Source organism: Enhygromyxa salina, from assembly GCF_002994635.1.
Lineage (GTDB): Bacteria > Myxococcota_A > Polyangia > Nannocystales > Nannocystaceae > Plesiocystis > Plesiocystis salina_B.
In genome coordinates, this window is sequence record NZ_PVNL01000120.1 from 68,201 (window position 1) to 92,119 (window position 23,919).

The following is a 23,919-nucleotide window of genomic DNA, read 5'->3' on the forward strand; positions in this document are numbered from 1 at the left end:
CAGGCGGGTCGACGCCACGCATATCTTTCTTGGTCGGCCTTGATTCTACTCGTATTTCTCGGCGCTCGAAGCTCCGATCTGGGATCGAATGGCGCGATCTTCAGGTGGGCTAGACAGCGATTAATTGGGTTCGCAATCTGCTCGATCTCGCCCATTGGGCCGTAGGAACCTGGGTCTAAACTGGCTTGACCCTAGTACTGCACCGAATGTCGGGGCTGCGGTCGCCTCGGACACGTGGTAATGATCGCATCCCGGCGCACGCGCCGCTCGCTCCGCGCAAGCTCAGTCACACTAGTGCCTGGGTGCGGGGCTTCCAAACCGACTCGAATCGACACACGGAGAGACGCGAGAATGAAGTTCAACACCACCATCCTCGTCGCTGCCCTTACTGCTCTGACCTTCGCCGCCCCCGCTTGCGACAAGAAGGAAGAGAAGAAGGACGACAAGGCCGACAAGGCCGACGAAAAGAAGGCCGATGACAAGGCCGACGCCAAGAAGGCCGATGAGCCTGCACCCGAGGCCGCACCGGCCGAGGTTGCCGCCCCCGAAGCCGCGCCCCCCGAGGGCGAGGCTGCACCCGAGGGCGAAGCTGCACCCGAGGGCGACGCCGAAGCCGCCCCCGAGTAATCCACCCTCTATCGAAGGAAGACCGGAGCCAACGTGGCTCCGGTTTTTCTTTTGGTTCTTTTGGTTCATCGGCGTGCTGTTTCGTGCCGGTCCCGCGATGTACAGCGTGCGCGGACGTGGGTACTTTGCAGGTCGAGAGCCGAAGTTGTCGCACGCACCAACCCACCGTATTGATGAACGCACGCCCGCACAGCTGCGGAGCCTGAGCCTGCAGCCGGGCTTCACCGCTGCAGCCCCGGGCTCGGTCTTGATCGCGACCGGAGCGACACGGGTGCTGTGCACCGCCTCGCTCGAGCCGCGCACACCCTCGTGGCTGACACGCGGCGGCTGGATCACCGCCGAGTACGCGATGCTGCCCGGCGCGACCAGGCCTCGCGGCCGCCGTGATCCGGGCGGGCGCGGCAAGGAGATCCAGCGTCTGATCGGCCGCTCGCTGCGTGCCGCCGTCGATCTCAGCCAGCTCGTGGGTCCGGACGGCGGGCTCTCGATCGTCTGCGACTGCGACGTGATCGAGGCCGACGGCGGGACCCGGACCGCAGCTGTCACCGGCGCCTGGGTCGCCCTCGAGATATGTCTGCGCAAGCTCGTGGCCAGCGGGCAGCTCGGCCAGCACCCGGGCCTGGGTCAGGTCGCGGCGGTGTCGGTTGGCGTCGTCGAGCCGGAGGGCGCCGATCCTGGTCGAGACCCTGTCGCAATGCTGGACCTCTGCTACCACGAAGACAGCCGCGCCGTCGTCGACCTCAACGTGGTCATGCGCGGGATCATGCGGGGGGGCAGCACCGAGCTCGGCTTGGTCGAGGTCCAGGGAACCGGCGAGCGCGGCGACTTCAGCCGCGCACAGCTCGATCGAATGCTCGATCTAGCCGAGTCTGGGGTCGCCGAGCTGATGGCCGCTCAGCGAGCGGCGCTGATCGAAGCGGGAGTGTGAGTCGATGCCTCGACGAATCGTGGTCGCCACTACCAACCCCCACAAGCTCCAGGAGCTGACCTCGACGCTCGCTCGGGCCCGGTTCCCCGAGGTTCGCCAGCTCGAGATCGTGAGCGTGGCCGCGCTGCCGGAGTACGGCATGCCGCCCGAGATCGAGGAGACGGAGATCACCTTCGTGGGCAACGCCGTGCTCAAGGCCGCCGGGATCGCGCAGTGGTTGCGCACAGTCGGCGCTCCCCGCGACGAGCTGGTGCTCGCCGACGACTCTGGCCTGTGCGTCGACGCCTTCGACGGCAAGCCCGGGGTCTACTCCGCTCGCTTCGCTGGCCCCGACGCCACCGACGAGACCAACAACGCGAAGCTCGTGGCGGAGCTGGGCGCCCGGGGGATCGACGCGTCACCGGCCGACTACGTGTGCGTGCTGGCGATCCGCCAGGTTGGCACCCGCCCGTTCGACTTCACCCTGCCCGACGCTGGGGCGATCTTCATGCGCGAGAACTGCCTGTGCATCGAGGGGCGCTGTCGTGGCACGGTCCGGGTGGCCGCGCGCGGTGACGGCGGATTTGGCTACGACCCGCACTTTTGGATTGATGGGGACACGCGCACCTTCGCGGAGCTGAGCCGCGGCGAGAAGTCCCAGCGATCGCATCGAGGGGCGGCGTCTCGGCGTTTGGTCCAAGAGCTGCCCCTCATCCTCCAGTGAGCCCGCGCTGGCCCAAACTGGGACGCTCACGCTGCACGCGTGACCCTCTGGATTTCGCCGCCGCACTCGGCTAGGCTCCGCGTCGTTTCGGGGCGTGGCGCAGTCTGGTAGCGCGCCTGCTTTGGGAGCAGGAAGCCGAAGGTTCGAATCCTTTCGCCCCGATTTTTCTGCCCGCGCAGATGCGCGGCATCGCACCCATAGCTCAGCTGGATAGAGCATCGGCCTTCTAAGCCGAATGGCCCAGGTTCGAGCCCTGGTGGGTGCAAGGCTGCCCCAGGCTCAGAGCGAGAACTCATGGATCCACAGGTCCGCGTCGAGGCCATCCGCCCGGTGCTCACCAACGGCGACGCCGTAGCCAGCTGGAAACACCGCGACGTCGTGGAGCTCGCTGATGTCGGTGGACAGCTCGCCGGCCAGAGCATGCAGCTGGGCAGGTCTTGCCCGGACTCGACCCGCCGTCGTCACGGCGGCGCGCCGACGCTACCCAGCAGCTCGCCCGTGCTCGCGTCGCGCAGCTCGAGCACGTGGGCACGAACCACGATCACGTGGGTCGCGGACGCGCGCACCCCAACCAAGCGGTCGCCGACGCCGAGCTCGAGCGGCACCGACCACTCGGGCGCGCCAGCTTCAACGCCGATCGCGTCGACGTGATAGCGGCCGTCGCCGTCGACCCAGCCGATCACCGCTCGACCCGCGGCGAGGGTGCTGGCGATCGGCCACGGGGCCGCCGCGGTCGGCAGGGGCATGCGCCACGCGCTCTCGCTGATCGTCACGCGAAGCGCGGTGCCCCGGTCGATCCGCTTGGCTCGTCCGGCCTCGGTCTCCGGATCGAACGCGAAGCCGACGACGATCGGCTGGGCCTCGTCCGACTCGCCCGCCGCGGTGGTCTTGCCCAGCGCGACGCCCCGACCGGTCGCGGTGTCGACGTGAACCCGGTCGAGCTGGATCCCGTCGAGCTTCCCGCGAACGCTGGTGGCCAGCGCGACGCTGGGATCCAGCTCGCTCGCGCGCGCCTGTTCGCAGCCGAGCGGGGGTTGGCGCTGACGGGTGAGCGCGCCGGTCTCGAGGTCCAGCAGCTGGTGGCGCCGCTTGGCCACGTGCACGTAGACCACGGGCGCGGCCCCAGGCTCGGCTGCGGGCACGCTGCACAGGTACTCGACGCGGTCGCCGACGTCGTGGGTTCGCACGCGGGTGCCGGTCGCTAGCTCGTGCACGAACACCGACGAATTCGTGTCACTGACGACGACCCAGTGGCCGGCGACCGTGAACCGCAGGTGCTGGAGCTCGCGGTCGGACGTGCTCAGCGGGCCGATCCGCCACAGCCGCTCGCCGCTGGGGATCGCGTAGGCGTCGACGAACATGCGATCGGCAGCGTGGTCGCGCACGCGGGCCACGACGGCGGGCTGGCCGGCGATCTCGGTCAGCATCGGCGGACCCGCCCAGGGATCGACGCCGCTGATCTCGAGCGTGGCGTCGAGCTTGGCTTCGAGCTGATCGTACACGCCCGCGAGCCTGCGCAGCCCGGGGATGTCGTCGAGCGCGAGCACCCCTGCGGCGACCATTGCGAACGCGATGACGCTTGCCACGAACGCGAAGACCAGCGTCTGGAACAGCAGCCGGCCCATCCGGCCAAGGACGTGCTTGCGTCGGCTGCGCTGCTTGGCCTTGGCGTGCTTGGCCTCCGCTTCGCGTCGCTCGGCCTCGAGCTCGGCCCGGGCTTGCTCGGCGACCTCCAGCTGCTGGGCCGTCTTCGCCAGCTCTTCACCTGCGCGGCGAATGTGCTCATACAGCGCCTTGGTATCGAGGGTGACGCCGGCCATCGTCTTGGCCGTGCGCGCGCGCTCGGGGGCGAAGCGCGAGCCACAGTACTGACAGTTGACCTCGGTGGTCGGCGGCTCTGGGGGGAGCTCGGCCCCGCACGCTGGGCACTGGAAGCGAACGTACTCCACGACGTGAGCGCCTCAGCCGAGCCCGAGCGACGAAGGTGAGGAGGACGCGGGCATGGCTCATGGTCGGTCGAAGCGGGTGGGTGGCGCAAGCGCTGGGTCTGACGGGCCGGCGGCGTACTGCCGGGCGGCCCGCTCGCGCCAGCGCTTCACCGCGTCGTCGTCACCAAGCTTGGCGCTGGCCCGCTCCGCCCCCAACGCGGCGGCGGTGCACACCTCCGCGACACCTTCACACGCCGCGAACGCGGCCTCGAAGGCCAGCCCAGCTCGGCGCGCGTCGTCGGGGGCAGCCCGCGCGAGCAGGGCCTCGCCAAGATCGATCCGCGCCCGCTGTAGCAAGCCCTGCTCACCGGCCTCGAGCAGCTCGACGCCGCGCTCGAGCTGCTCGATCGCCAGCCCCGGCTCGCCACTGGCGAGATACGCCAGCCCGAGCTTCGAGTGGGTGTCTGCCAGCGCGACGTGCCCGGTCGGCAGCGCAGCGCGTTGAATCGCCAGCCCTTCGCTGTACTGCTGGCTCGCCGCCGCGAACCGCCCCCGCGCGAACGCGACGTGGCCCAGCAGCAGGTGGGGCTCGGCGCGCTCGAGGCTGTCAGGCGCCAACTCCCGCGCGTAGATGTCGATCGTGTGGGTCGCATGGGTCCCGGCCGCGTCGAGCTGTCCGGCCTGCAGCTCCATGCGCGCGCGCAGCAGCTCCGCGCGACCGACCTGACGGTGCCCCGGACCAAGCGCCTCGATGTAGACGCGCGACGCTTGCTCGAGCAATTCCCCGGCGGCCTCCCGCCGGCCCTGATCGAACTCGAACCGCGCCAGCTCGTAGTGGGCATCCCCCACGCGCGGGTGGGCGGGGCCGAAGGTCGTCGCGCTGGCCGCGAGCGCCTGCGTGAGCGCGACTCGTGCGTCGTCGAGCGCTCCCGCGGCCGTGAGCGCGCGCCCGAGATCCATGAGCATCGCCGGCTTGTCCGGGTGCGTCGGCGCGAGGTCCTCGAGCAACGCGAGCGCCGAGCGCAGGTCGTCCTCGGCGGAGCGGGGATCGTGCTCGGCCAGCGCGACCCGGCCCGCGATCCACAGCGCGCGGGCGCGGTCGAGGTCGCGCTTGCTCAGGCGATCGAGCCCGGCGGTGGCGCGGCGGACCCACACACGTGCGCGCACGGGGGGGTCGCCGCGCGCGAGTGAGACCCGCACCAGCTCGAGGGCGATCTCGGGGACCAGCGCGTCGGCGTCACCTCGCTCGGCTTCATCGAGCGCATCTTGGAGGCGGGTGATCGCGCGCTCGAGGGCGCCGGTCTTGGCCAGGAGTCGGCCGTGCACGTACATCGCCTCGGCCATGACTGGGCCGTGTCCGGTCTCGTGGGCGCGCTCGAGCGCGAGCTCGGCCAGGGGCAGGCTCGCGTCGGCGTCGGCCGACTCGATCCGCATGTCGAGCTCGGCGAGGTCGGACCGCAGCAGCTCGAGGGCGTCAGCCGCTGACCCATCGGGCGTGCTCGTCGACAGCAGCGCGTCGATGTCCCCACATTGATCGGGATCCGGGAGCGCCGCGGCGGCCTCGATCGCCCGCTCGATCACCCGCGGCGTGCCTGCGACGAGCTGCCCGAGCAGCGCCTCGTAGCCGCGGGCGACGCGATTCAGGCACGCCTCGCGCAGCGCGAGCACCTCGGCAGAGAACTCGTGACGGACCACGGTGGCCTCACAGGCGTTGACTCGCTGGGCGCCCCAGGCCTGGGCCCAAGCTTGCAGGCGGGGCTCGACCCGGGACCAGGTCGGATCGGCGTAGGGCAGCCGCGAGCGCGCGAACGCGTCGCGTAGCTCGACGCTTCGGGTTGGCGTCCAGCGCAGCGCGGCGCTGTCGGCCAGGGTCGGGCAGGGCGAGGCGCGCTCGGGGGCGAGCATGCCCACGGCGACCGCCAGCGCGCCGATCCCCGCGACGGCGAGCCCGGGCCACCAGCGCCGCTTGGGCACCTCGCGGTCCCGCTCCAGCGCGGCGATCAGCTCGTGCATCGACGCGAAGCGGTGGTTCGGGTCGGGGCTGAGGCCGCGCAACATGACCTCGCGCAGCCACACCGGGACTCGGGTGTGGGGCGGGGCCTCGACGATCTCGCCTGCTCCGGTTGCGATCCCCAGCTCCAGCGCGGACTTACCGACGAACGGGCGATGGCCGTAGAGCGCCTCATGCAGCGCGACGCAGAAGCTGAACTGATCCGAGGCCGCGTCGACGCTCCGGCCGACGAACTGCTCGGGCGACATGTACGCGGGCGTGCCCATCAGCGCCCCGGTGCGGGTGATGACGTCGTCCTCGCCCTCGTCCTCGCCTGCTCGTTCGCTTGGGTGCGGGTGCTTGCTGAGCGTGTCGTCGAACTCGCCGTCACGCTGGGCCGGCAGCACGATGTTCGAGTGGGTGAGGATCGCGTCTTGCGAGAGCTCGACGTCATCGCCGGGCGCGGGCGGGGCATGACCGTCGTCAGTAGCGTCAGCGGCGTAGCGACGCCGGGCGCTCGAGATGCTGCGCAGCTCGCCGTCGCCGAGCTCACCGGTGCGCAGCAGCTGATCGAGCGACGTGCCAAATTGGGCGGCCTCACCGTCGGTGTCGAGGCGGGCGCGGTCGATCTCGGCGAACGCGATCGGCTCGATCGGGCACGCGAGGCCGAAGTCGAGCACCCGCGGGCGATCGTCACGACCGACGAGCACGTTGTCGGGCTTGAAGTCGCGGTGGATGACACCTGCCTCGTGCGCGGCGGCGAGCCCCCGCCCGGCCTCGGCGAACATCGCAACGATCTCGTCGATCCCGCGCTCGCCCCGGATCCAGTCGCCGAGCGTCTCACCGTCGACGAACTCCATGGCCACGAACACGCGCCCCTCGAACTCGCCGACGTCGTAGACCTGCACGACGTTGGGGTGCGAGAGCTTGGCCAGGGCCCGCGCTTCGCGACGCAGGCGGGCCTCGAGATCCGCGCGGCGTGCCCGCTGCGGATTCAACAGCTTGATCGCCAGCTTGCGGTCGAGGCCCTCGTGGTAGGCCGCATAGACCACGCCGATCGCGCCCCGTCCGAGCTCGCGCAGCAGCGCGTAGCGGCCGACGTGGGTCGGTCCGTCCTGGTGATCGAGCCGCCTGCCCAAGACGCTGTCCTGGGGGCGGCTGCGGTGAACTCCTGGACGCTCGCGGACGTTCAGCTCGAGCTCGTCGATCGCGGTGACCGTCGCGTCCATGTCGTCTCTCGGGGGCCCGGGGCCCGCTCGCGGATCAGCCCTTGGGCTTGATCGTGATGACCGGACCGTACTTGATCTTGGCGTTGTCGTTGGTCTCGGCGGCGAACACGATGTTGACGATGTCGGACTTGACCGAACTGAACAGCTGCTGGGTCAGCCCGCTGCTCGTGTTGCGGCTCCAGCAGCTGGTGGCTTCGCCGCGGATCGGGACTTCGGTCCCGTAGAGGTACTGCCCGGAGATATCGTTGATGATGACGGTCGCGTCCTCGTCTCGAGGGGTCTCGATGACGCCGCCCTGCAGGTCGGGGCTCGACAGCTGCAGCGAGCCGTCAGCGGCGATCGACGCCGTGAGCACGTAGACATTGCCGGTGGAGGTGGTCGCAGCAGAGTTCGGTATCGGTCGTGATCGGGCCACGCGCGAGCTTCGCACGAGTTCACATCGAGCGGCCAGCGGGGGCGCCGATCTTGGCTCGGGTGACTGTAAGAGCCGCGCGGCAGGGTCTCGTTGGGCCCCGGAGTCGCCGCAGCGGCGACCGACCGAGGTCCCATGTACAACGCCGCCACGTTTGGTCTCCTCCTGCTCCCCCTTCTCGCCCTGACCCCTGGCTGCGCCAAGCAGGGCGACATGGCGGGTCCCCACGGCGGTGACGCGCTCGGGACCAGCTTTGGCGAGCGCGCCGAGGCCTCGCCCGCCAAGCAGCGCCGCAGTGATCGCCCGGCCAGTCCGCTCCCATCCGGGGCCGGCGCGTTCGAGTCCGAGGCGGCCCCGAGCGAGGCTGATCGCTGGAACGACGACGCCGACTTCAGCTCCGGCGCGATCGCCATCGAGGAGAGCAAGCCCGGACTCGGCACCGCCTACGGTGAGCATCGCCACTCCAGCGTCGAGACCGTCGGCTTTCGCCGGGCCGACCCGTCGACCCCCGACGTGGTCTTCAGCATTCGCTACAACGACGTCGGCGGGGTCCGGGCCGCCGCCAGCCACAAGCGCACGCGGGCGTTCTCCGACGACGCGCTGCAGCAGCACGCCGGCCTGTCGTTCGCGCTGCTCGACGACCGCGGGGACGTGTTGCCAGCCGCGTCAGTGGGCTCCGAGCTGTGGGCCGTCGGCCAGCCGGAGGCGCGCTACAGCCTGGCGATCGCCAACGACACCAGCAGCGCGTTCGAGGTCGTGACCTCCGTCGACGGGCTCGACGTGATCGACGGGGCCCCGGCGAGCTTCTCCAAGCGCGGCTACATCGTCGACCCGTTCAGCTCGGTGGTGATCGACGGCTGGCGGACCAGCGAGAGCAGCGTCGCCGCGTTTCGGTTCTCGAGCATCGAGGACAGCTACTCGGAGCGCATGGGTGACGGCCGCAACGTGGGGGTGATCGGCGCCGCGTTCTTCCGCGAGGCGCCGCGCCAGTGGGAAGAGTGGCGCGCGCCCGAAGAGACCTGGCGCCGCGATCGCGCCAACCCGTTCCCATTATGACCCCCACAGCCGGTTTCGCACTTCGGGTCACTCGCTTCGCTCGCTCCCAATTGGCCGTTTGTGCGCGGGGGCATGATTGGCCCCCTAGAAGGGGGCTTGGCCGCTTCGACCATCGGTTCGGAGTTCGCCGTTCACTCTGTGCGCGATGGCGTGATCGGGCCCTTCCTTCGCCCCCAGCGTTGCGGGTCAGAGCAGGCTAGCGAGGAACTGGCCCGTGTAGGAGGTCTCGTGCTTGGCGACCTGCTCGGGGGTGCCCTCGACGACCAGGCGGCCACCGCCCGCGCCGCCTTCGGGGCCGAGATCGATGATCCAGTCGGCGCACTTGATGACGTCGAGGTTGTGCTCGATCACCACGACCGTGTTGCCGCCGTCGACCAGCCGCTGCAAGACCCCGAGCAGGCGGGCGATGTCCTCGAAGTGCAGGCCGGTCGTGGGCTCGTCGAGCACGTAGAGCGTGCGCCCGGTCTGGACCTTGCCGAGCTCGCGCGAGAGCTTGACCCGCTGGGCCTCGCCGCCGGACATGGTGGGCGCGGTCTGGCCGATCTTCATATAGCCGAGCCCGACGTCGGTGAGCGTGGTCAGGATCCGCGCGAGCTTGCGGTGGTTGCTGAATAGCTCGGCGCACTCGTCGATGCTGAGCGCGAGCACGTCGGTGATCGAGTGCCCGCGATAGCGAACCGCCAGGGTCTGCTGGTTGTAGCGCCGACCGTTGCACACCTCGCAGGGCACGTAGACGTCGGCCAGGAAGTGCATCTCGACCTTGACGACCCCGTCGCCGGAGCAGGCCTCGCAGCGGCCGCCCTTGACGTTGAACGAGAACCGGCCGGCCTTCCAGCCGCGGGTCCGCGACTCGGGCAGCTGCGCGAACACGGAGCGGATCTCGTCGAACGCCTTGGTGTAGGTGCCCGGGTTGGACCGCGGGGTCCGGCCGATCGGCCGCTGATCGATCGCAATGACCTTGTCGAGCGCCTCGAGCCCGGTGATCTCGCGGTGCTCGCCGACCTTGTCGCTGGAGCCGTGCAGCATCCGGCCCAGGGCCGGCAGCAGGATGCCGTTGACCAGCGAGCTCTTGCCGGCCCCGCTGACCCCCGTGATCGCGCACAGGACCCCGAGCGGGAACCGGATGTCGATGTCGGCGAGGTTGTGCTCGGCCGCGCCGCGGACCCAGATCTCACCGCTTGGCTCGCGGCGCCCGGCCGGCACCTCGATCCGCTTCTTGCCGGACAGGTAGCCGCCCGTGATGCTGGCTTTGCAGCGCTCGAGCCCCTTGGCGGTGCCCGAGTAGACGACCTCGCCGCCGAGGTGACCGGCGCCCGGCCCAAAGTCCACGACGTGGTTGGCGGCGCGGATCGTGTCTTCGTCGTGCTCGACGACCAGCACGGTGTTGCCCAGATCCCGCAGCCGCTGCAGCGTGGCGATCAGCCGCTGGTTGTCGCGCTGGTGCAGCCCGATGCTGGGCTCGTCGAGCACATACATGACGCCCGAGAGCTCCGAGCCGAGCTGGCTCGCCAGCCGGATCCGCTGGGCCTCGCCGCCCGACAGGGTCGGGCCCGAGCGATCGAGGGTCAGGTAGTCGAGCCCGACGTTGAGCAGGAACCCGAGCCGCCCGACGATCTCGCGCAGGGCGCCCTCGGCGATGATCTTCTGCGCGCCGGTCAGCTCCAGGCTGCCGACCCACGCCTGCGCGTCGGCGACGGTCATCGACGTGAGCTCGGCGATGTTGTTGGCACGGATCCGCACCGCCAGGCTCTCGGAGCGCAGCCGCTTCGACCCACAGGTCTCGCAGTCGGCCTCGCGGAAGTACTTGCGGTAGTGCTCGCGGGCCGACTCCGACGCGGTCTGGCTGAACCGGCGCTCGAGGCTGTTGACCACGCCCTCGAAGCGCATGCCCCACTCACCGTGGCTGCTGCCCTCGCCCTCGGTGCCCCACTTGACCCGGATCCGCTTGCCCTCGGACCCGTACAGCACCAGGCCACGCTTGCGCTTGCCGAGCTTGTTCCAGGGCTTGTCGAGATCGATCGAGTAGGTGTTGGCGACGGCCTCGATGATGCGCCAGGTCCAGCCCGCCTCGCGGTCCGTCGCGTTGGACCACGGGCCGATCGCGCCGTCGCGGATCGAGAGCGTCTCGTCGGCGATGACCAGCTCGGGATCGACCTCCATGCGGGTGCCCAGGCCGTTGCAGTCGGGGCACATGCCGAGCGGCGAGTTGAACGAGAAGCTCTGCGGGCTCAGCTCGGGGAACGCCAGGCCGCAGCAGGATCGCTCTTGCGAGAACGCCATGCTCACGGTCTTGCCCTCGGCCTCACCGCTCGCGCCCGCGAGCTCGGCGAGCAGCTGCAGCTCGCCCTTGCCCTCGCGCAGCGCGAGCTCGACGCTCTCGGTGATTCGCATGCGATCTTGCTTGCGGATCTTGATGCGGTCGACGACCAGCTCGATCGAGTGCTTGAATTTCTTGTCGAGCGTGGGCGCCTGCTCGAGCCGGTGCAGCTCACCGTCGACCCGCACGCGCACGAACCCACGCCCGCGCAGCTCCTCGAACAGCTCGCGGAACTCACCCTTGCGGTGGACCACGAGCGGAGCCAAGAGCGTGGCCTTGCTGCCCTCGGGCAGGGCCAGCAGCTCGCCCACGATCTGCTCGGCGCTCTGCGAGGCGACAGGCTTGCCGCACTCGTGGCAGTACTGGGTACCAACCCGAGCGTAGAGCACCCGCAGGTAGTCGTAGATCTCGGTGATGGTCCCAACCGTGGAGCGGGGGTTGGACGACGCGGCCTTCTGCTCGATCGCGATCGTGGGTGAGAGCCCGCTGATGTGCTCGACCTTGGGTCGCTCGAGCTGGCCCAAGAACTGCCGCGCATAAGAGGAGAGGCTCTCGATGTAGCGGCGCTGGCCCTCGGCGTAGAGCGTGTCGAAGGCCAGGCTCGACTTGCCGGACCCGCTGACACCCGTGAACACGACCAGCTCGCGCTTGGGCACGCGCAGCTGATCGATCTTCAGGTTGTGCTCGGACGCGCCGCGGACCTCGATCCAGTCGGGCTCGCTGACGGAGCCCGAGCGTGGAGCCGCCCGCACGGCCGGGGTCTTCTTCGACCGCGCTGGCTTTTTCTTGGAGCGCCGCGCCTTCTTGCTGGGGCTGGCGGGGACGCGAGTGGGCAAGTGGCTTCCGTCTGCCTGGTCCGACATGGGGCGGGGACTGTAACTGATTCTCCGTTCAGTCCAAACTGTGGGTGGGGAGCTCCGGTCCGCGTCCGCTCGCGTGCTCTCCGCGGGGAGATCGCCGACCGTCAGAGCTGCGACAAACGCGGCTACGATCGCCGGCGAGATGTTCACGGACCGATATGACTGGCTGCTGGTTCAGCTCGATGAGGTGGGGGAGGCGGTCGGCAAGATCGCCGCGGCGCTGCTCGACATCGAGGTCGACCAAGAACAGCTGCTACCGCTCGACCAGCAGACCGACGCGCTGCTCGAAACCGCGTTCGACCACGCCCGCATGGCGCTCGTCGACGCCCGGACCGCCGCCTCGATCCTGCGGCCGCCCGCCCGTGTTCGGGCCTACGCGCAGCTGCTCGCCCAAAAGTCGCGGCTGCTGCACCAGCTCGGGCGCGCGGAGGCCAGCCACGCGCTCGCGTGCCGGGCCCTCGCGCTCCACCTCGAGGCCGCGGATCAGGAGACCGACCCGGACAAGATCGATCACGCCGGGATCGAGGCCCTGCTCGACCGGGATCCGCCGCTGCAGCTCGGCGCTCGCCACCAGCAGCTTCTGGACAACCTCGACGGCAGCAGGTGACACGTCGGACGCGGCTGAAGTTTGTGTGGGACAGCCCGAGGGTTGGACAGCAAACCTGCATTGCGCCACAGCGCGCGCGTTGACGCATATAATGCTGAGCCGCAGGGCCATTCCACCCGGCGTCATCACCAGCGAGCTCGCGCCCGTGACCGACCACTCCCCCAACATGCAGTCTCCCCCTGTCACCCGCCGTCGTGGCGACCTGCATCCTGCGCTGCGGAGCATGCTGGGCATGACCGTCGGCGCCGGGCTGCTGCTCGCGCCGACGCTCGCCCACGCGGGCAAGGGCAAGACGGAAGGTCCCAAGGCCTCGCTCGAGGCGTCGGCGTCGACCGACGACGGCGGCTCGGCCAGCGCAGACGCGAGCGCGTCAAACGAGAACGCGCGGCCCAAGGGCGAGCGCTGGATCGATCGCTTTCCCCCGGATCCGATGATGCTCGAGCTCGGCGTGTGGGGCGGCGTGTTGTTCCCCTCGCCCCAGCTCGAGCTGTTCGAGGCGGACCGCTCGCTGCCGCAGCAGGGCCGCAAGCAGTACGGGATCCTGGCCCCGGATGTCGGCGTGCGCCTGGGTTTCTATCCGCTGCGCCACTTTGGGATCGAGGCCGAGGGCGGCGTGATGCCGGCCTCGCTGCGGGACAGCGGCGGCAAGCCGATCATCTGGGCCGGTCGCGGGCACCTGGTCGGACAGATCGGCCTGTGGCGTCTGACGCCGTTCATCGTCGCGGGCGCCGGGGCGATGGGCGTCGCGAGTCCGCGGGCCGACGTCGGCAGCGAGGCCGACATTGCGATCCACTTCGGCGCCGGGCTCAAGTTCTTCATCAACTACTGGCTGCTGCTGCGCCTCGACATCCGCGACAACCTCACCAACCGCGTCGGGGTGGGGGAGGGCGTGACCCACAGCCCCGAGATCCTGCTCGGGCTCTCGGTCACGCTCAACCGCAAGAGCGAGAAGCCCGTGCGCGACCGCGACCACGACGGGATCCCCGACAACGAGGATCAGTGCCCGACCGAGCCTGGCCCGGCCCCGACTGGCTGCCCGCCCGACGAGGACCAGGACGAGATCCCGGACGAACAGGACAAGTGCCCGACCGAGCCGGAGACCAAGAACGGCTTCGACGACGACGACGGCTGCCCGGACGTGGTGCCCAGCGAGTTCGCCGATCTCGCCGGCATCCTCAAGGGCATCAACTTCGACTCCGACAAGGACGTGATCAAGAAGGACTCCAAGCCGATCCTCGATCGCGCGGTCGAGGTCCTGCAGCTGTACCCGCAGGTCCGGGTCGAGATCAGCGGGCACACCGACTCGAACGGCGGCTACGAGCACAACGTGGACCTCTCGCAGCGGCGCGCCGAGGCGGTCAAGCGCTACCTGGTCGAGGCGGGGATCGACGAGTCGCGGATCGAGACCCGCGGCGCGGGTCCCAACGAGCCGATCGACACCAACGACACCTCCGCCGGCCGCGCCGAGAACCGCCGCATCGAGGTCAAGATCCTCACGCACTGATCTCCCCCGACATGCGCGGGCCGCTCTGGTGCCCGTGGTCGCCGAGTTCTCGGCTGTGCTACACGCATGGTCGGGGGCCCGTCCGCCGGGCCCGCCGGTTCAACATGTCCAAGATCGTCTGGCAGATTCGTCGCCCCAGCCGCGGCATCCCGAGGCCGGCCGCACCCAACTTGCGGGGGATGAGTCGGGCCGAGCTCGGTGACTGGCTCACGCGCGAGCTGGGGGCGCCGCGGTTTCGCGCCGATCAGGTGTTTGGCTGGCTGCACCTGCGCCGCGTCGACTCGTTCGACGCGATGACCAACCTGTCCAAGCACGAGCGCGCGGCCCTGAGCGAGCGCGCGAGCCTCGAGCGGCTGGGCGTCGACACGATCCTACGGGCCCGGGACGGGACCCGGAAGCTGCGGCTGCGGACCGTCGACGGCCACGCGATCGAGTCGGTGCTGATCCCCAACGACGAGCGCGGCCTGACCCAGTGCATCAGCTCGCAGGTTGGCTGCGCGCTCGACTGTCGGTTCTGCGCGACCGCGAGCCTGGGGTTCACGCGCAACCTCGACACCTGGGAGATCGTCGAGCAGGTCACCCGCGCCCGCGTGCTGCTCGCCGAAGAGGCCGCGCGCGACGGCGCCAAGTGGACCCCGCGGATCACGAACGTGGTCTACATGGGCATGGGCGAGCCGCTCCACAACTACAACCAGGTTCGGCGCTCAATCGAGATCCTCACGGACGATGCTGGCGACGCGATCGCGGGTCGTCGGATCACGGTCTCGACCTCCGGGCTGGTTCCGGCGATCGAGCGGTTCGCGAGTGAGGGGCTGGGGCTCGAGGTCGGGCTCGCGGTCAGCCTCAACGCGACCACGGATCCGGTCCGCGATCAGGTCATGCCGATCAACCAGCGCTGGGACATCGCGACGCTGCTGGCCGCGGTCAGGAACGTTCCCACCTCACGGCGGCGACGGGTGACCTTCGAGTACGTGCTGCTGCGCGACGTCAACGACACCGACGCCGACGCGCGGCGGCTGGTGAGCCTGGTTCGGGAGTTTCGCTGTCACGTCAACGTGATCCCGTTCAACCCCCACCCGCACGCGCCCTACCAGCGGCCGAGTGATCGGCGGACCCAGGCCTTTGTCGCGATCTTGCGTGACGCGGGCGTGCAGTGCTGGCTACGCACGCCACGTGGTGACGACATTCAGGCGGCGTGTGGCCAGCTGGCGGCCGAGGGGTAATCTGACCATGCGACGCGCTGTGCATATGTTCGGGCATATGTTCGGGCACGTGTTCGGCCTGCCAGGCAGATTTGGACCGATCGATATTACCGGCGTCACCACGAGGATCTGCTTGGTCGCCGCGCGAATCTGGACGAGAGGTGACCCCACCGCGCGGTCTGGCCCTTCGATCAGGAAAATTTGGACTGTCGCCCCGAAGGTCTGCGCTCTCGGACCTGCGGTTGTTCACGATTGGGTGCTAAGTTGCAGGTTGCGATGATGTCCGCCTTGCCCCTGTTCGCGCTGCTCTCATTCTCGCCGCCGACCGAGCCGGTGAGTGACCCACCTGCGCCCGCGGTCAGCCCCGAGCAGGGGCACCAAGACTACGAGGCCGCGCTCGAGGGGGTCCGCACCGCCCAGCGCATGGCCAACGAGAACCCTCAAGCTGGGTCCGCGAAGCTACGCGATGCGCTGGTGCGACTGCACGGCATGCCCGCGATGCTGGCCAATGATCCCGAGGGCCGGGATGTGCGAACCATGGCTCAGCTGACCCTGGCGCGCTCGCTGTTGGCGGCCGACGACGCTGACGGAGCCCGCGACGCCATGGACGAAGCGATCCGAACCGCGCGCGGAGATCCGCTGCCCACCAAGCAGTTCGGGCCTGGGCTCACGGCGCTCCACAAGGAGCGAGCCGGTGCGCTGGCCAAGCTCGGGACCGGCACGATCACTGTCCAGTGCAACATCCCTTGCCGTGTCCATATCGACGAGCGGCCGACCAAGCTGACGACCGACGCGCTGGTGCCCGGCAGCTATCGCCTGTGGATCGAGGCCAGCGACGGCAGCCAGCTCGCGTATGCGAAGACGGTCGAGGTCGAGGCCGATCAGACCGCGTCGATCGAGTACGGGGAGCGGATTATCGTTGTTCCCCCGCCCGAGACCGCCAAGCCGTTCAAGCGCATCATGCCGCGTTGGGCAGAGGTCGTGCTCATGAGCGCAGGCGCGGTCGCGGTTGGAACGGGCGCGGCGCTGTGGGCGATCGACGGCACCTGCCCCAACGGCATCGACCCGACCAATGAGGCCGCGTGCCCGCAGATCTACACCACCAAGGTCGCCGGCATCGTCACGGTCGCGGTGGGCGGCGCCTTGTTATTGGGCGGCACGGTCACGCTGGCGGTCGACGAGGTCCGCCTCAAACGTCAGCCGGATCGAGCCGCCGCGACCGGCACCGCCGTCACGCTGCTCTGGACCACCAGGTTCTGAACACCATTAGGGGTCACAGCCCCGGGTGGAACAGGCGGCCTTCGCTGCTGCGCAGGGCGGGGATCGCCGCGGCTCGAGCAGCTTCGCGGCGGCGATCGGCGAGGCGGAACCGGAGCGAGCGAGCCGCGCTGAGGGCCGGGCCCAGCAGCGATCGAGCTTCACGGACGAGGGCGACGGCACGGAAGTGGGCGCTCATGCAGGCCTAACTCTGCAAGCCCGGGACCACTTTCACATGCGCTTTGCATCGGCTTCACGCAGGATTTTCAGACCACGATGATCCCCGCGCCCCGGCCCCGACATTCGGGTCATGCCCGGGACTCAACCGGCGGTCTTCGCGGCCTCGGCTGCGAGCAGCGCGGCGATCGAGTCCTGCAGTCCGCGCGCGGCCCCTCGGTGCTTGCGCTCGAGCCCATTGAAGATGATCGAGAACGCGATCGGGTCCCGGCCGATCGCGCCCGCGTAGCCGGACAGCGCCGAGACGTCATCGAGCGTGCCGGTCTTGACCCGCACCCAGTCGCGCGCGTCGCTGTCCTGCAGGCGCGAGCGGGTGGTCCCGTCGGCGCCCATGATCGCGAGCGAGGCGAGGAAGTCGCTGCGGTAGCGAAAATCGTTGTAGACGTGGCCGAGCAGGTAGGTGAGCGCCCGCGGCGAGATCAGGTTGTTGGCGTACAGACCCGAGCCGTTGCCGAGCACCAGGCCGGCCTGCGGCATCCCGATCTCGCGGGTGTACGCGCGCAGCTGCTCGAGGGAGGCCTCGGCGGTCGCGTGGGCACCCGGCGCGAGCGTGCGCAGGATCTGCTCGGCCATGAAGTTGTTGGAGAACTTGTTGACCCCGCGGCACAGCTCGGACAGCGACTCCGAGCGGAAGCTGGCGACCAGCTCGGCGTCGCGCGGGACCTCGCCCGTCTCGATCTTGGTCTTGCTGAGCTTCACGCCCCGCTGTGACAGCGCGAGCGCGAGCAGCTCGCCAGCGTAGCGAGATGGATCGCTGATCGGGTAGCGGTACGAGCTGCGACCGTTGGCGACCCCGACCTCGCCGTGGAAGCTGACGATCGTCTTGCCATTCTTCTCCTCGGTCGCAACCCAGAGCTGATTGCGGGTGCCGGCCACGGTCGTGGCGTGGCTGGCGTCGAGCACGAGGCTGGGGATCGCAGGTTGGACGGAGAGCACCGGGGCCGCGCCGATCGTCTCGGATGGCCGAGCGAACACCTCGTAGGTGTTGTAGTTGACCGACATTGCGCCGCCGGGGGCCCGGTGCGAGGCGAACTCGTCCTTTTGATCGAAGCCAGGCGGAAGGCCGTCGTGATCGAAGCGGCTGGCGTCGACCACGATCGGTCCGCGGATCTTGGTGATCCCGGCCGCCTGCAGCTGACCGGCGAGCTCATAGATCTCCCCGGTGACCAGCGATGGATCCCCGCCGCCTTCAAAGTAGAGCTTGCCGGCGACGACGCCATTTTCGACGCTGGAGGCGTCCACCCACACGCGCGTCACGTAGCGGTGCTCGGGGCCCAGGCGCGCGAGCGCGGCGGCGGTGGTGACCAGCTTGGCGTTGCTGGCGGGGTTGAGCGCGGTGTCGGCCTCGCGCGCGTAGAGGCTGTCGCCGGACGCGAGATCGACGACCGAGATGCCGACGCGAAGCTCGGGGGGCAGGGCAGCCGCGGTGATCAGCTCGTCGATGCGGACATCGAGGGGGGCGTCGCTCGGCGTGTCCGACGAGATCGACGATGACTCGCTCGCCGTCGCCTCGGGCGGGCTGGCGTTCGCTGCTCGGATCGGCGTGAACCCGGCCGAGCCCGGCTGCGAGCCTGGCGACCCGACGCCGACGCCGACCCCGACGGCCCCGAGCATGCCGAGCGCCCCGAGCAAGCCGAGCGTGAGGGCGGCTGGCGGACGGCGAGCAGGGATCAAGCGACGGACCACGATGCCACCCTAGTCTCAGGCCCGATCAAATCCCAAGTTTTTGCTAGTCGTCGCACAGGTTGGCTTCCTCCTCGTAGATCCAGACGCCGTCGCGGCACCACGCCGCGGTGCTTGCGCCACATGGATCACCCCAGTCGATCACGCACCACGAACCCTCGGCCTGGCAGGTCGCCCCAGCCCGGGGCAGCGGCTCGCAGCCATCGGCTGGCGGATCCTCACCGCTACGCGGAGCGGCGCCCGGCTGTTCCGGCGCATGCACGGCTGGAGTGGGTTCCTCAGTTGGACTCGGGCCGTCGACGTGGCAGCCGACCACGAGCATGAGGAGTCCAGACAGCGGGCGCATGGTGATAGTCTCACGCCGTGGCGGCCCCACATGCAAACCCGGAGCTCAGGTGCGTGGCTGCTCGTCGCGCGGCTGGGTGGGCGCTGGTGCTCGCCGCGGGCCTGGTCGTGGCCCCGCGAGCCCACGCGGGTGAACCTCGACTCGACGAGCTCGCGGCCGCGCGAGGGATCGACGCGGGTGAGCTCGCCGTCGCGCGACGGGTGGTGGTCCCAGCTGGCTCCGGGCCCCGCCAGGCCAGCGCCGAGCGGCGCGAGCTCGAGCTCCACGGGATCCCGATACGCGGCGCCTACGAGACCGCGTGGACCAGCAGCGACGGATCGGCGCAGGTCGTGGCCTCGCGCTACCCCGGCGTCGACGCCCAGCTGCGGCCGGATCAGCGCCGGTTCGAGCTCGCCGAGGCCCGCCGGGCGGTGGTCCCCTTGCTGCGCCCCGATCAGCTGCAGCGGATCGGCAGCGTCGACCAGTTAACCGGCGAGCTGGTCTACGTGCTGCTGTTCGACGTCCCGGTCTTGGCCTGGGAGTTCACCACGCCGCTGAGCCAGCGCCCGACCCCCAGCCGATCGCAGGTGTGGGTCAGCGCCGGGACGGGCCGGGTGCTCGACGTGATCGAGCTGGTCGACCTCGACAACCAGGCGCAGGTCTACGCGATCAACCCCCAGCACACCCCGGATCCGTCAACGGTCACGCTCACCAACATCGATCTCGACCAGCAGTCGTGGGTCGAAGACACGCTGCTCGACGGCACCTACCTGACCGGGACGAGGGTTCGGGTGTTCAACTGCATCGACGAAGAGGACGGGCCCTACGCGCCGTGGCGCAGCGACGACGAGTGCTTTCCCACCCAGCAGATCAGCGCCGACGCGCAGGGCGACTTCTTCGTCTCGCTGCCCAACATCACGCTGCTCGCCGACAACCGCGACCCCACCGATCTCTACGCCGAGCTGTCGATGTACTGGCACGCGGAGAAGTTCTTCGGCTTCATGGACACGCTCGGGGTCGAGGGCTTCCCGTGCGAGCTGTCGAACATGGTCGCCAATTTTCACTGGCTCTCGCCCTCGCCCGGCTACCCGGAAGTCGACTATGGGCCGTTCAACAACGCCTATTACAGCGGAAGCTGCGAGCTCGAGAGCGGGCCGACCATGCTGTTTGGCCAGGGCTCGGAGATCGACTTCGCGTATGACGGCGACGTCGTCTACCACGAGCTCGGCCACGGGATCGTGCAGCACCTGACGCCGGCCGGGCTGCGCCAGCACCGGAGCCGCGCCGATGGCGTGCTGCGGGACGCCCGAGCGCTGAATGAGTCGATCGCCGACTACCACACCCTGATGCTCACCGATCGCCCGGAGCTGGGTGACTACGCTGGGTTTTACTGGTCGAGCCTCGGCCGCGCGTGGATCCGCGACGCCGACAACGACGCCCAGTGTCCCCGCGACATGGCCGGCCAGGAGCACAACGACAGCGCGCCGTTCACCGCGGCGCTGTGGGCCGCGCGGCGGCGGGTCGGGGCCAAGCTCGATCCCGTGGTCATCGCCAGCTTGCCGCTGCTGCCCGGCGACGCCTCGATCGAAGAGGCCGCGGCCGCGCTGCTGATGATCGCCGCCAGCGAGCGCGACGCCGGGGCCTGGACCAGCGGCGACTACGAGCAGCTCGAGCGCGCGCTCGCGGCCCGCAACTTGATCGACTGCGAGCGGGTGGTCGACGATCCGGCGAGCGTCGACGATCCCTTCTTCTTGTACCTGCGCAACAACGGCAAGTTCGTCTCGCCGTTCTGGCCCGGCCCCGTGCAGTACCGCCAGGTCGTGCCCGAGGGCTCGGACAACCTGCTGATCAGCTTCGAGGTGTCCGAAGAGGGCAACTCGGCCGGACAGCCGGTCAGGAACGACGTCGAGGTCCGGGTCCTGGTCAAGCGCAGCAGCGTGTCGGAGGACGGATCGATCCAGTTCGAGTACGAGCTCGCGGCGCTCGGCCACGCCGACGAAGAGAACGGCGACATCGACGAGACCTGGGAGGTCACGGGCGACTGGGACGAGAGCTACACCCCGACGACGCTGGGGGAGGCGCGCCGCCAGGTGCTGATCCGCGGGCTCGAGGCGGGCGAGGCGGTCCACGTGTCGTTCGTCAACTTGGATCTCTCGACGGTCGTGGTCCGCGAGCTGCAATTCGCCAATGTGCCGACCGAAGAGCTCGACGGCGGCTCGCCCGGGGCCGGCCGCGATCCGGAGATCCTCGAGGAAGAGGGCGGTTGCGCTTGCGCGAGCGCGGGGCCTGGCGGTAGTGACGACGGGCCTGGTCAGGGCCTCGTCGCGGGGATGCTGGTGCTGCTCGCGCTCGGTCGTCACAGGTCTCGTCGCCGGTGAGTGCGTCCAATCCACAGCCTCGCGTGTCGCCGGACCAGCCCGAGGGTTCGGGCGTAGGTGCGTCGACGCAGCGGGCGTTGCCGGCCTGGCTGGTGCATCTGCGGCGGGTCGTCAACGTCGTGGTTCCGCTCGCGCTGGCCTATCTGATGGTGCTGGGTGCGGTGCCCCGCGAGCACTTCGAGGGTCGGATGCGAGACCAGCACGACAAGCTCGTCGCGGCGATGAAGCAGATCTCGCTCAGCCAGACGTGGAGCATGTACGCGCCCGATCCCGGTCGTGGGCACTTCTACATGCGGATCAGGGCCTACGACGCCGACGGGACCGTGCGCGAGCTCGACGAGACCTTCATGGCCGAGCACGGCTGGGGCACGGCGCGGGCCTGGAATCGCTCGCGTCTCGATATCTGGCAGCACGCGGTCACGCGTCGGATCGATCAAGTCAACCGCAACCGTACGTGGTACCTGCGCGGGGTCTGCCTGCGAGAAGCCCGGCGCGGGTACGACGTCCAGCGGCTCGAGATGACGCGGGTCTATCGGAGGATCCGCTCGCCCGATCAGGTCCGCGAGGGCAAGGACATCCTCGGGCCGGCCAAGATCAAGAAGGCGCAAGATGGCAGCTGCCGGGTCAGGATCATCCAGGACATGATCGAGCTCGACCGCGCGCGCCGGGGCGAGCCGGAGGCCGACCGTGGCTGATCAGCCCGCGCCATCCAAGCAGGGCGAGCCATCCAAGCCGGGCGAGCCATCCAAACCGGGCGAGCCGGCGTCGAAGCGGCTGGGGGCGCGGTTGCTCGACGCGCTACTCTCGGGCCAGGAGGACGCGCTGGCGCTCGGCGTGGTCCGGGCCGCGCTCGCGGGGCTGCTGTTGATCTCGGCGCTGCTGCACGCGGGCGCGGTCGGGGAGTACTTCTCCGACGAATCCATGATTAACGACCGCTTCGCGAAGCTGGCGTTTCCCGCCCGCTGGTCGCTGTTCTTCACGATCACCGATCCCACGGCCGTGCGCGCGCTGTGGGGGATCGGCGTGATCGCGCTGGGCATGTGGACGGTCGGGCTGTTCACGCGGGTCAGCTCGATCGTGGGGATGCTGCTGTGGATCAGCATGTACGGCCGCAACCCGCTGCTCTATGCCTACCCCGATCAGCTCGCGCTGGTGTTCGGGGTGCTGCTGGTCATGATGCCGGCCGGGCGCGGGTTCTCGCTGGACGCCCGGTGGTTTGGCTGGGGCGGCACGGTGCCCGTGTGGTGTCGACGGATTCTGCAATTGCAGCTGGCGATCATGTACACGGCCACTGGGCTGGAGAAGACCGGCGACACCTGGCACGTCGACGGGACCGCGATCTACTACACGCTCAACAACCCGTATAACCGCCACTTCGACGCCGGGCCGTTCTTTGCTGCGATCCAGCCGTGGCTGCTGCGGCCGATGACCTACGCGGTGCTGGTCTGGGAGGTCTCGTTCGGGGGCTTCGCCGCCTACAACTGGCTGCGCGACGCGGCCGGGCGCCGGTTGCCCGCGTGGGGCCAGCGGCGCCGCGAGGGCCGACCGGGGCTGGCGATCCCGGACCTGCGCTGGCTGTTCCTGGGCTTTGGCGCGACCATGCACATCGGCATTCAGCTGGGGGTGTATGTGGTGTTCTTCTCGCCGCTGGTCGTCGGCTCGTACCTGGCGTTCTTCAGCAGCGACGATCTCCGCGCGCTGGTGGCCTGGCCGCGGCGGGCGCTGGCGTGGGTGCGCGGACTTCGACTGCGGGGCGCTAGGCCGGCAGCGGGATGAACTCGTCCTCGTCGCCGGGCACCTTGGGAAACCGTCCCTCGGCCCAGTCCTGCTTGGCCTGCTCGATCCGCTCGCGGTTGCTCGACACAAAGTTCCACCAGATGTGACGCTGGCCTTCGAGCGGCGCGCCGCCGAGCAGCATCACGCGCGCGTCGGTGATCGCCGTGAGCCGTGGAGACGTGCCCGCGGCGTAGATCAGCATGCGACCGGCCTCGGCGGGCTCGGCCCCACACGAGACGCTGCCCTCCGCAATGTAGGCGGCGCGATCGGGATGCCCGGTCGGGAGCTCGACCTCGCTTCCGGCTGGCATGATCGCCTCGACGTAGAACAGCGGCGAGAACACGTGGACCGGCGACGTGACCCCGAACGCCGAGCCGGCCAGGACCCGCAGCCGCGCCCCGCCTCGCTCGACCTCGGGCAGCGTGTCGGCGCCGTGGTGGTGGAACTCGGGCTCGACTTCTTCGAACTGGGCGGGCAGGGCGACCCACAGCTGAATTCCGTGCAGCTGCGGCCCCTGGGCCCGGGCCTCGGCGCTGGTTCGCTCGGAGTGGACGATGCCGCGGCCTGCCGTCATCCAATTGATGGCACCTGGGCGGATCGGCTGGTGGGTGCCCAAGCTGTCGCGGTGCACGATCTCACCGTCGAACAGGTACGTCACCGTCGCCAGGTTGATGTGGGGATGCGGACGCACGTCGAGCCCGCGCCCCGGCTCCAACTTGGCCGGGCCCATGTGGTCGAAGAACACGAACGGGCCGACCGCGCGGCGGGCCGCCGACGGCAAGATCCGCCGGACGCTGAAGCCATCGATGTCGCGCGGCTTGCCGTCGATGATCGTCTCGATCTCGTGGGTCGGGGTGGTCTTACACTCGGGGGAGTTTGCTGGTTGGGTGCTCATCGCAA

Annotated in this window: 20 protein-coding genes and 2 tRNA genes; 13 read left to right on the top strand and 9 right to left on the bottom strand. The window is 69.6% G+C overall.

The window, feature by feature from the left end; translation table 11 throughout:
• Positions 1-351 precede the first annotated feature (351 nt).
• The 5 genes from ENSA7_RS31550 (at position 352) to ENSA7_RS31570 (ending at position 2,523) form a co-directional block, all read left to right on the top strand.
• On the top strand, positions 352-627 hold the full coding sequence (locus ENSA7_RS31550; protein ID WP_106093112.1) for a hypothetical protein: 276 nt from the start codon (positions 352-354) through the stop codon (positions 625-627).
• 145 nt (positions 628-772) lie between these two features.
• On the top strand, positions 773-1,555 hold the full coding sequence (rph, locus tag ENSA7_RS31555) for a ribonuclease PH (RefSeq protein ID WP_244923973.1): 783 nt from the start codon (positions 773-775) through the stop codon (positions 1,553-1,555).
• Positions 1,556-1,559: 4 nt separating this feature from the next.
• Positions 1,560-2,258, top strand: a complete 699-nt coding sequence (locus ENSA7_RS31560) for a non-canonical purine NTP pyrophosphatase (protein WP_106093113.1) — start codon at positions 1,560-1,562, stop codon at positions 2,256-2,258.
• Between the two features lie 88 nt (positions 2,259-2,346).
• Positions 2,347-2,420, top strand: a tRNA-Pro gene (locus ENSA7_RS31565).
• A 29-nt stretch (positions 2,421-2,449) separates the two neighbouring features.
• Positions 2,450-2,523: transfer RNA gene (locus ENSA7_RS31570), tRNA-Arg, on the top strand.
• 14 nt (positions 2,524-2,537) lie between these two features.
• Here the strand turns inward: ENSA7_RS31570 and ENSA7_RS31575 are convergent.
• The 4 genes from ENSA7_RS31575 to ENSA7_RS31590 are packed head-to-tail and all read right to left on the bottom strand — an operon-like array spanning position 2,538 to position 7,820.
• Complete coding sequence (locus tag ENSA7_RS31575) at positions 2,538-2,723, bottom strand: hypothetical protein (protein WP_106093114.1); 186 nt, start codon at positions 2,721-2,723, stop codon at positions 2,538-2,540.
• A complete protein-coding gene (locus ENSA7_RS31580) occupies positions 2,720-4,207 on the bottom strand; it encodes a hypothetical protein (RefSeq protein ID WP_106093115.1) in 1,488 nt (495 codons plus the stop codon). Before ENSA7_RS31580 ends, ENSA7_RS31575 begins: the two co-directional genes overlap by 4 nt.
• 57 nt (positions 4,208-4,264) lie before the next feature.
• Complete coding sequence (locus tag ENSA7_RS31585) at positions 4,265-7,405, bottom strand: serine/threonine-protein kinase (RefSeq protein ID WP_106093116.1); 3,141 nt, start codon at positions 7,403-7,405, stop codon at positions 4,265-4,267.
• A gap of 34 nt (positions 7,406-7,439) precedes the next feature.
• On the bottom strand, positions 7,440-7,820 hold the full coding sequence (locus ENSA7_RS31590) for a hypothetical protein (protein ID WP_146158356.1): 381 nt from the start codon (positions 7,818-7,820) through the stop codon (positions 7,440-7,442).
• 132 nt (positions 7,821-7,952) lie between these two features.
• Between ENSA7_RS31590 and ENSA7_RS31595 the strand changes: the two genes are divergently transcribed.
• Positions 7,953-8,873 carry a hypothetical protein gene (locus ENSA7_RS31595; RefSeq protein ID WP_106093118.1) on the top strand — a complete coding sequence of 307 codons (921 nt, stop codon included), beginning with the start codon at positions 7,953-7,955 and terminating at the stop codon, positions 8,871-8,873.
• 186 nt (positions 8,874-9,059) lie between these two features.
• Here ENSA7_RS31595 and uvrA read toward each other — a convergent pair whose 3' ends face one another.
• Positions 9,060-12,053, bottom strand: coding sequence for an excinuclease ABC subunit UvrA (gene uvrA / locus ENSA7_RS31600; protein ID WP_106093119.1), 2,994 nt, complete (start codon positions 12,051-12,053; stop codon positions 9,060-9,062).
• 139 nt (positions 12,054-12,192) lie between these two features.
• On the opposite strand from uvrA, the gene ENSA7_RS31605 reads away from it, so the two are divergent.
• The 4 genes from ENSA7_RS31605 to ENSA7_RS31620 all read left to right on the top strand — a co-directional run bounded on the left by ENSA7_RS31605 (position 12,193) and on the right by ENSA7_RS31620 (position 16,623).
• Positions 12,193-12,657: a hypothetical protein gene (locus ENSA7_RS31605; protein ID WP_106093120.1), complete on the top strand. Its 465-nt coding sequence runs from the start codon at positions 12,193-12,195 to the stop codon at positions 12,655-12,657.
• A gap of 166 nt (positions 12,658-12,823) precedes the next feature.
• On the top strand, positions 12,824-14,161 hold the full coding sequence (locus ENSA7_RS31610; RefSeq protein ID WP_181234295.1) for an OmpA family protein: 1,338 nt from the start codon (positions 12,824-12,826) through the stop codon (positions 14,159-14,161).
• A 104-nt stretch (positions 14,162-14,265) separates the two neighbouring features.
• Positions 14,266-15,384, top strand: coding sequence for a dual-specificity RNA methyltransferase RlmN (rlmN, locus tag ENSA7_RS31615; protein WP_106093122.1), 1,119 nt, complete (start codon positions 14,266-14,268; stop codon positions 15,382-15,384).
• Positions 15,385-15,642: 258 nt separating this feature from the next.
• On the top strand, positions 15,643-16,623 hold the full coding sequence (locus ENSA7_RS31620) for a hypothetical protein (protein WP_146158357.1): 981 nt from the start codon (positions 15,643-15,645) through the stop codon (positions 16,621-16,623).
• Positions 16,624-16,636: 13 nt separating this feature from the next.
• Here the strand turns inward: ENSA7_RS31620 and ENSA7_RS31625 are convergent, their stop codons facing one another.
• The 3 genes from ENSA7_RS31625 to ENSA7_RS42700 form a co-directional block, all read right to left on the bottom strand.
• Positions 16,637-16,819, bottom strand: coding sequence for a hypothetical protein (locus tag ENSA7_RS31625; protein ID WP_106093124.1), 183 nt, complete (start codon positions 16,817-16,819; stop codon positions 16,637-16,639).
• A gap of 122 nt (positions 16,820-16,941) precedes the next feature.
• Positions 16,942-18,543 carry a D-alanyl-D-alanine carboxypeptidase/D-alanyl-D-alanine endopeptidase gene (dacB, locus tag ENSA7_RS31630; RefSeq protein ID WP_146158358.1) on the bottom strand — a complete coding sequence of 534 codons (1,602 nt, stop codon included), beginning with the start codon at positions 18,541-18,543 and terminating at the stop codon, positions 16,942-16,944.
• A 43-nt stretch (positions 18,544-18,586) separates the two neighbouring features.
• The gene (locus tag ENSA7_RS42700) at positions 18,587-18,886 is read right to left on the bottom strand and encodes a hypothetical protein (protein ID WP_146158359.1); all 300 of its coding nucleotides are present in this window, start codon (positions 18,884-18,886) and stop codon (positions 18,587-18,589) included.
• 53 nt (positions 18,887-18,939) lie between these two features.
• On the opposite strand from ENSA7_RS42700, the gene ENSA7_RS31635 reads away from it, so the two are divergent.
• From ENSA7_RS31635 to ENSA7_RS31645, 3 genes are read left to right on the top strand one after another with little or no spacing between them, the layout of a single operon-like run.
• Complete coding sequence (locus ENSA7_RS31635; RefSeq protein ID WP_146158360.1) at positions 18,940-21,243, top strand: MYXO-CTERM sorting domain-containing protein; 2,304 nt, start codon at positions 18,940-18,942, stop codon at positions 21,241-21,243.
• Positions 21,244-21,266: 23 nt separating this feature from the next.
• A complete protein-coding gene (locus tag ENSA7_RS31640) occupies positions 21,267-21,938 on the top strand; it encodes a hypothetical protein (RefSeq protein WP_146158361.1) in 672 nt (223 codons plus the stop codon).
• Complete coding sequence (locus ENSA7_RS31645) at positions 21,931-23,019, top strand: HTTM domain-containing protein (RefSeq protein WP_106093128.1); 1,089 nt, start codon at positions 21,931-21,933, stop codon at positions 23,017-23,019. The genes ENSA7_RS31640 and ENSA7_RS31645 overlap by 8 nt, the downstream gene beginning before the upstream one ends.
• On the opposite strand, the gene ENSA7_RS31650 is transcribed toward ENSA7_RS31645, so the two are convergent.
• Entirely contained in the window at positions 23,000-23,914 is a 915-nt protein-coding gene (locus ENSA7_RS31650; RefSeq protein ID WP_106093129.1) for a pirin family protein, read from the bottom strand. The two genes, ENSA7_RS31645 and ENSA7_RS31650, sit on opposite strands and share 20 nt — an antisense overlap.
• Positions 23,915-23,919: the final 5 nt, after the last annotated feature.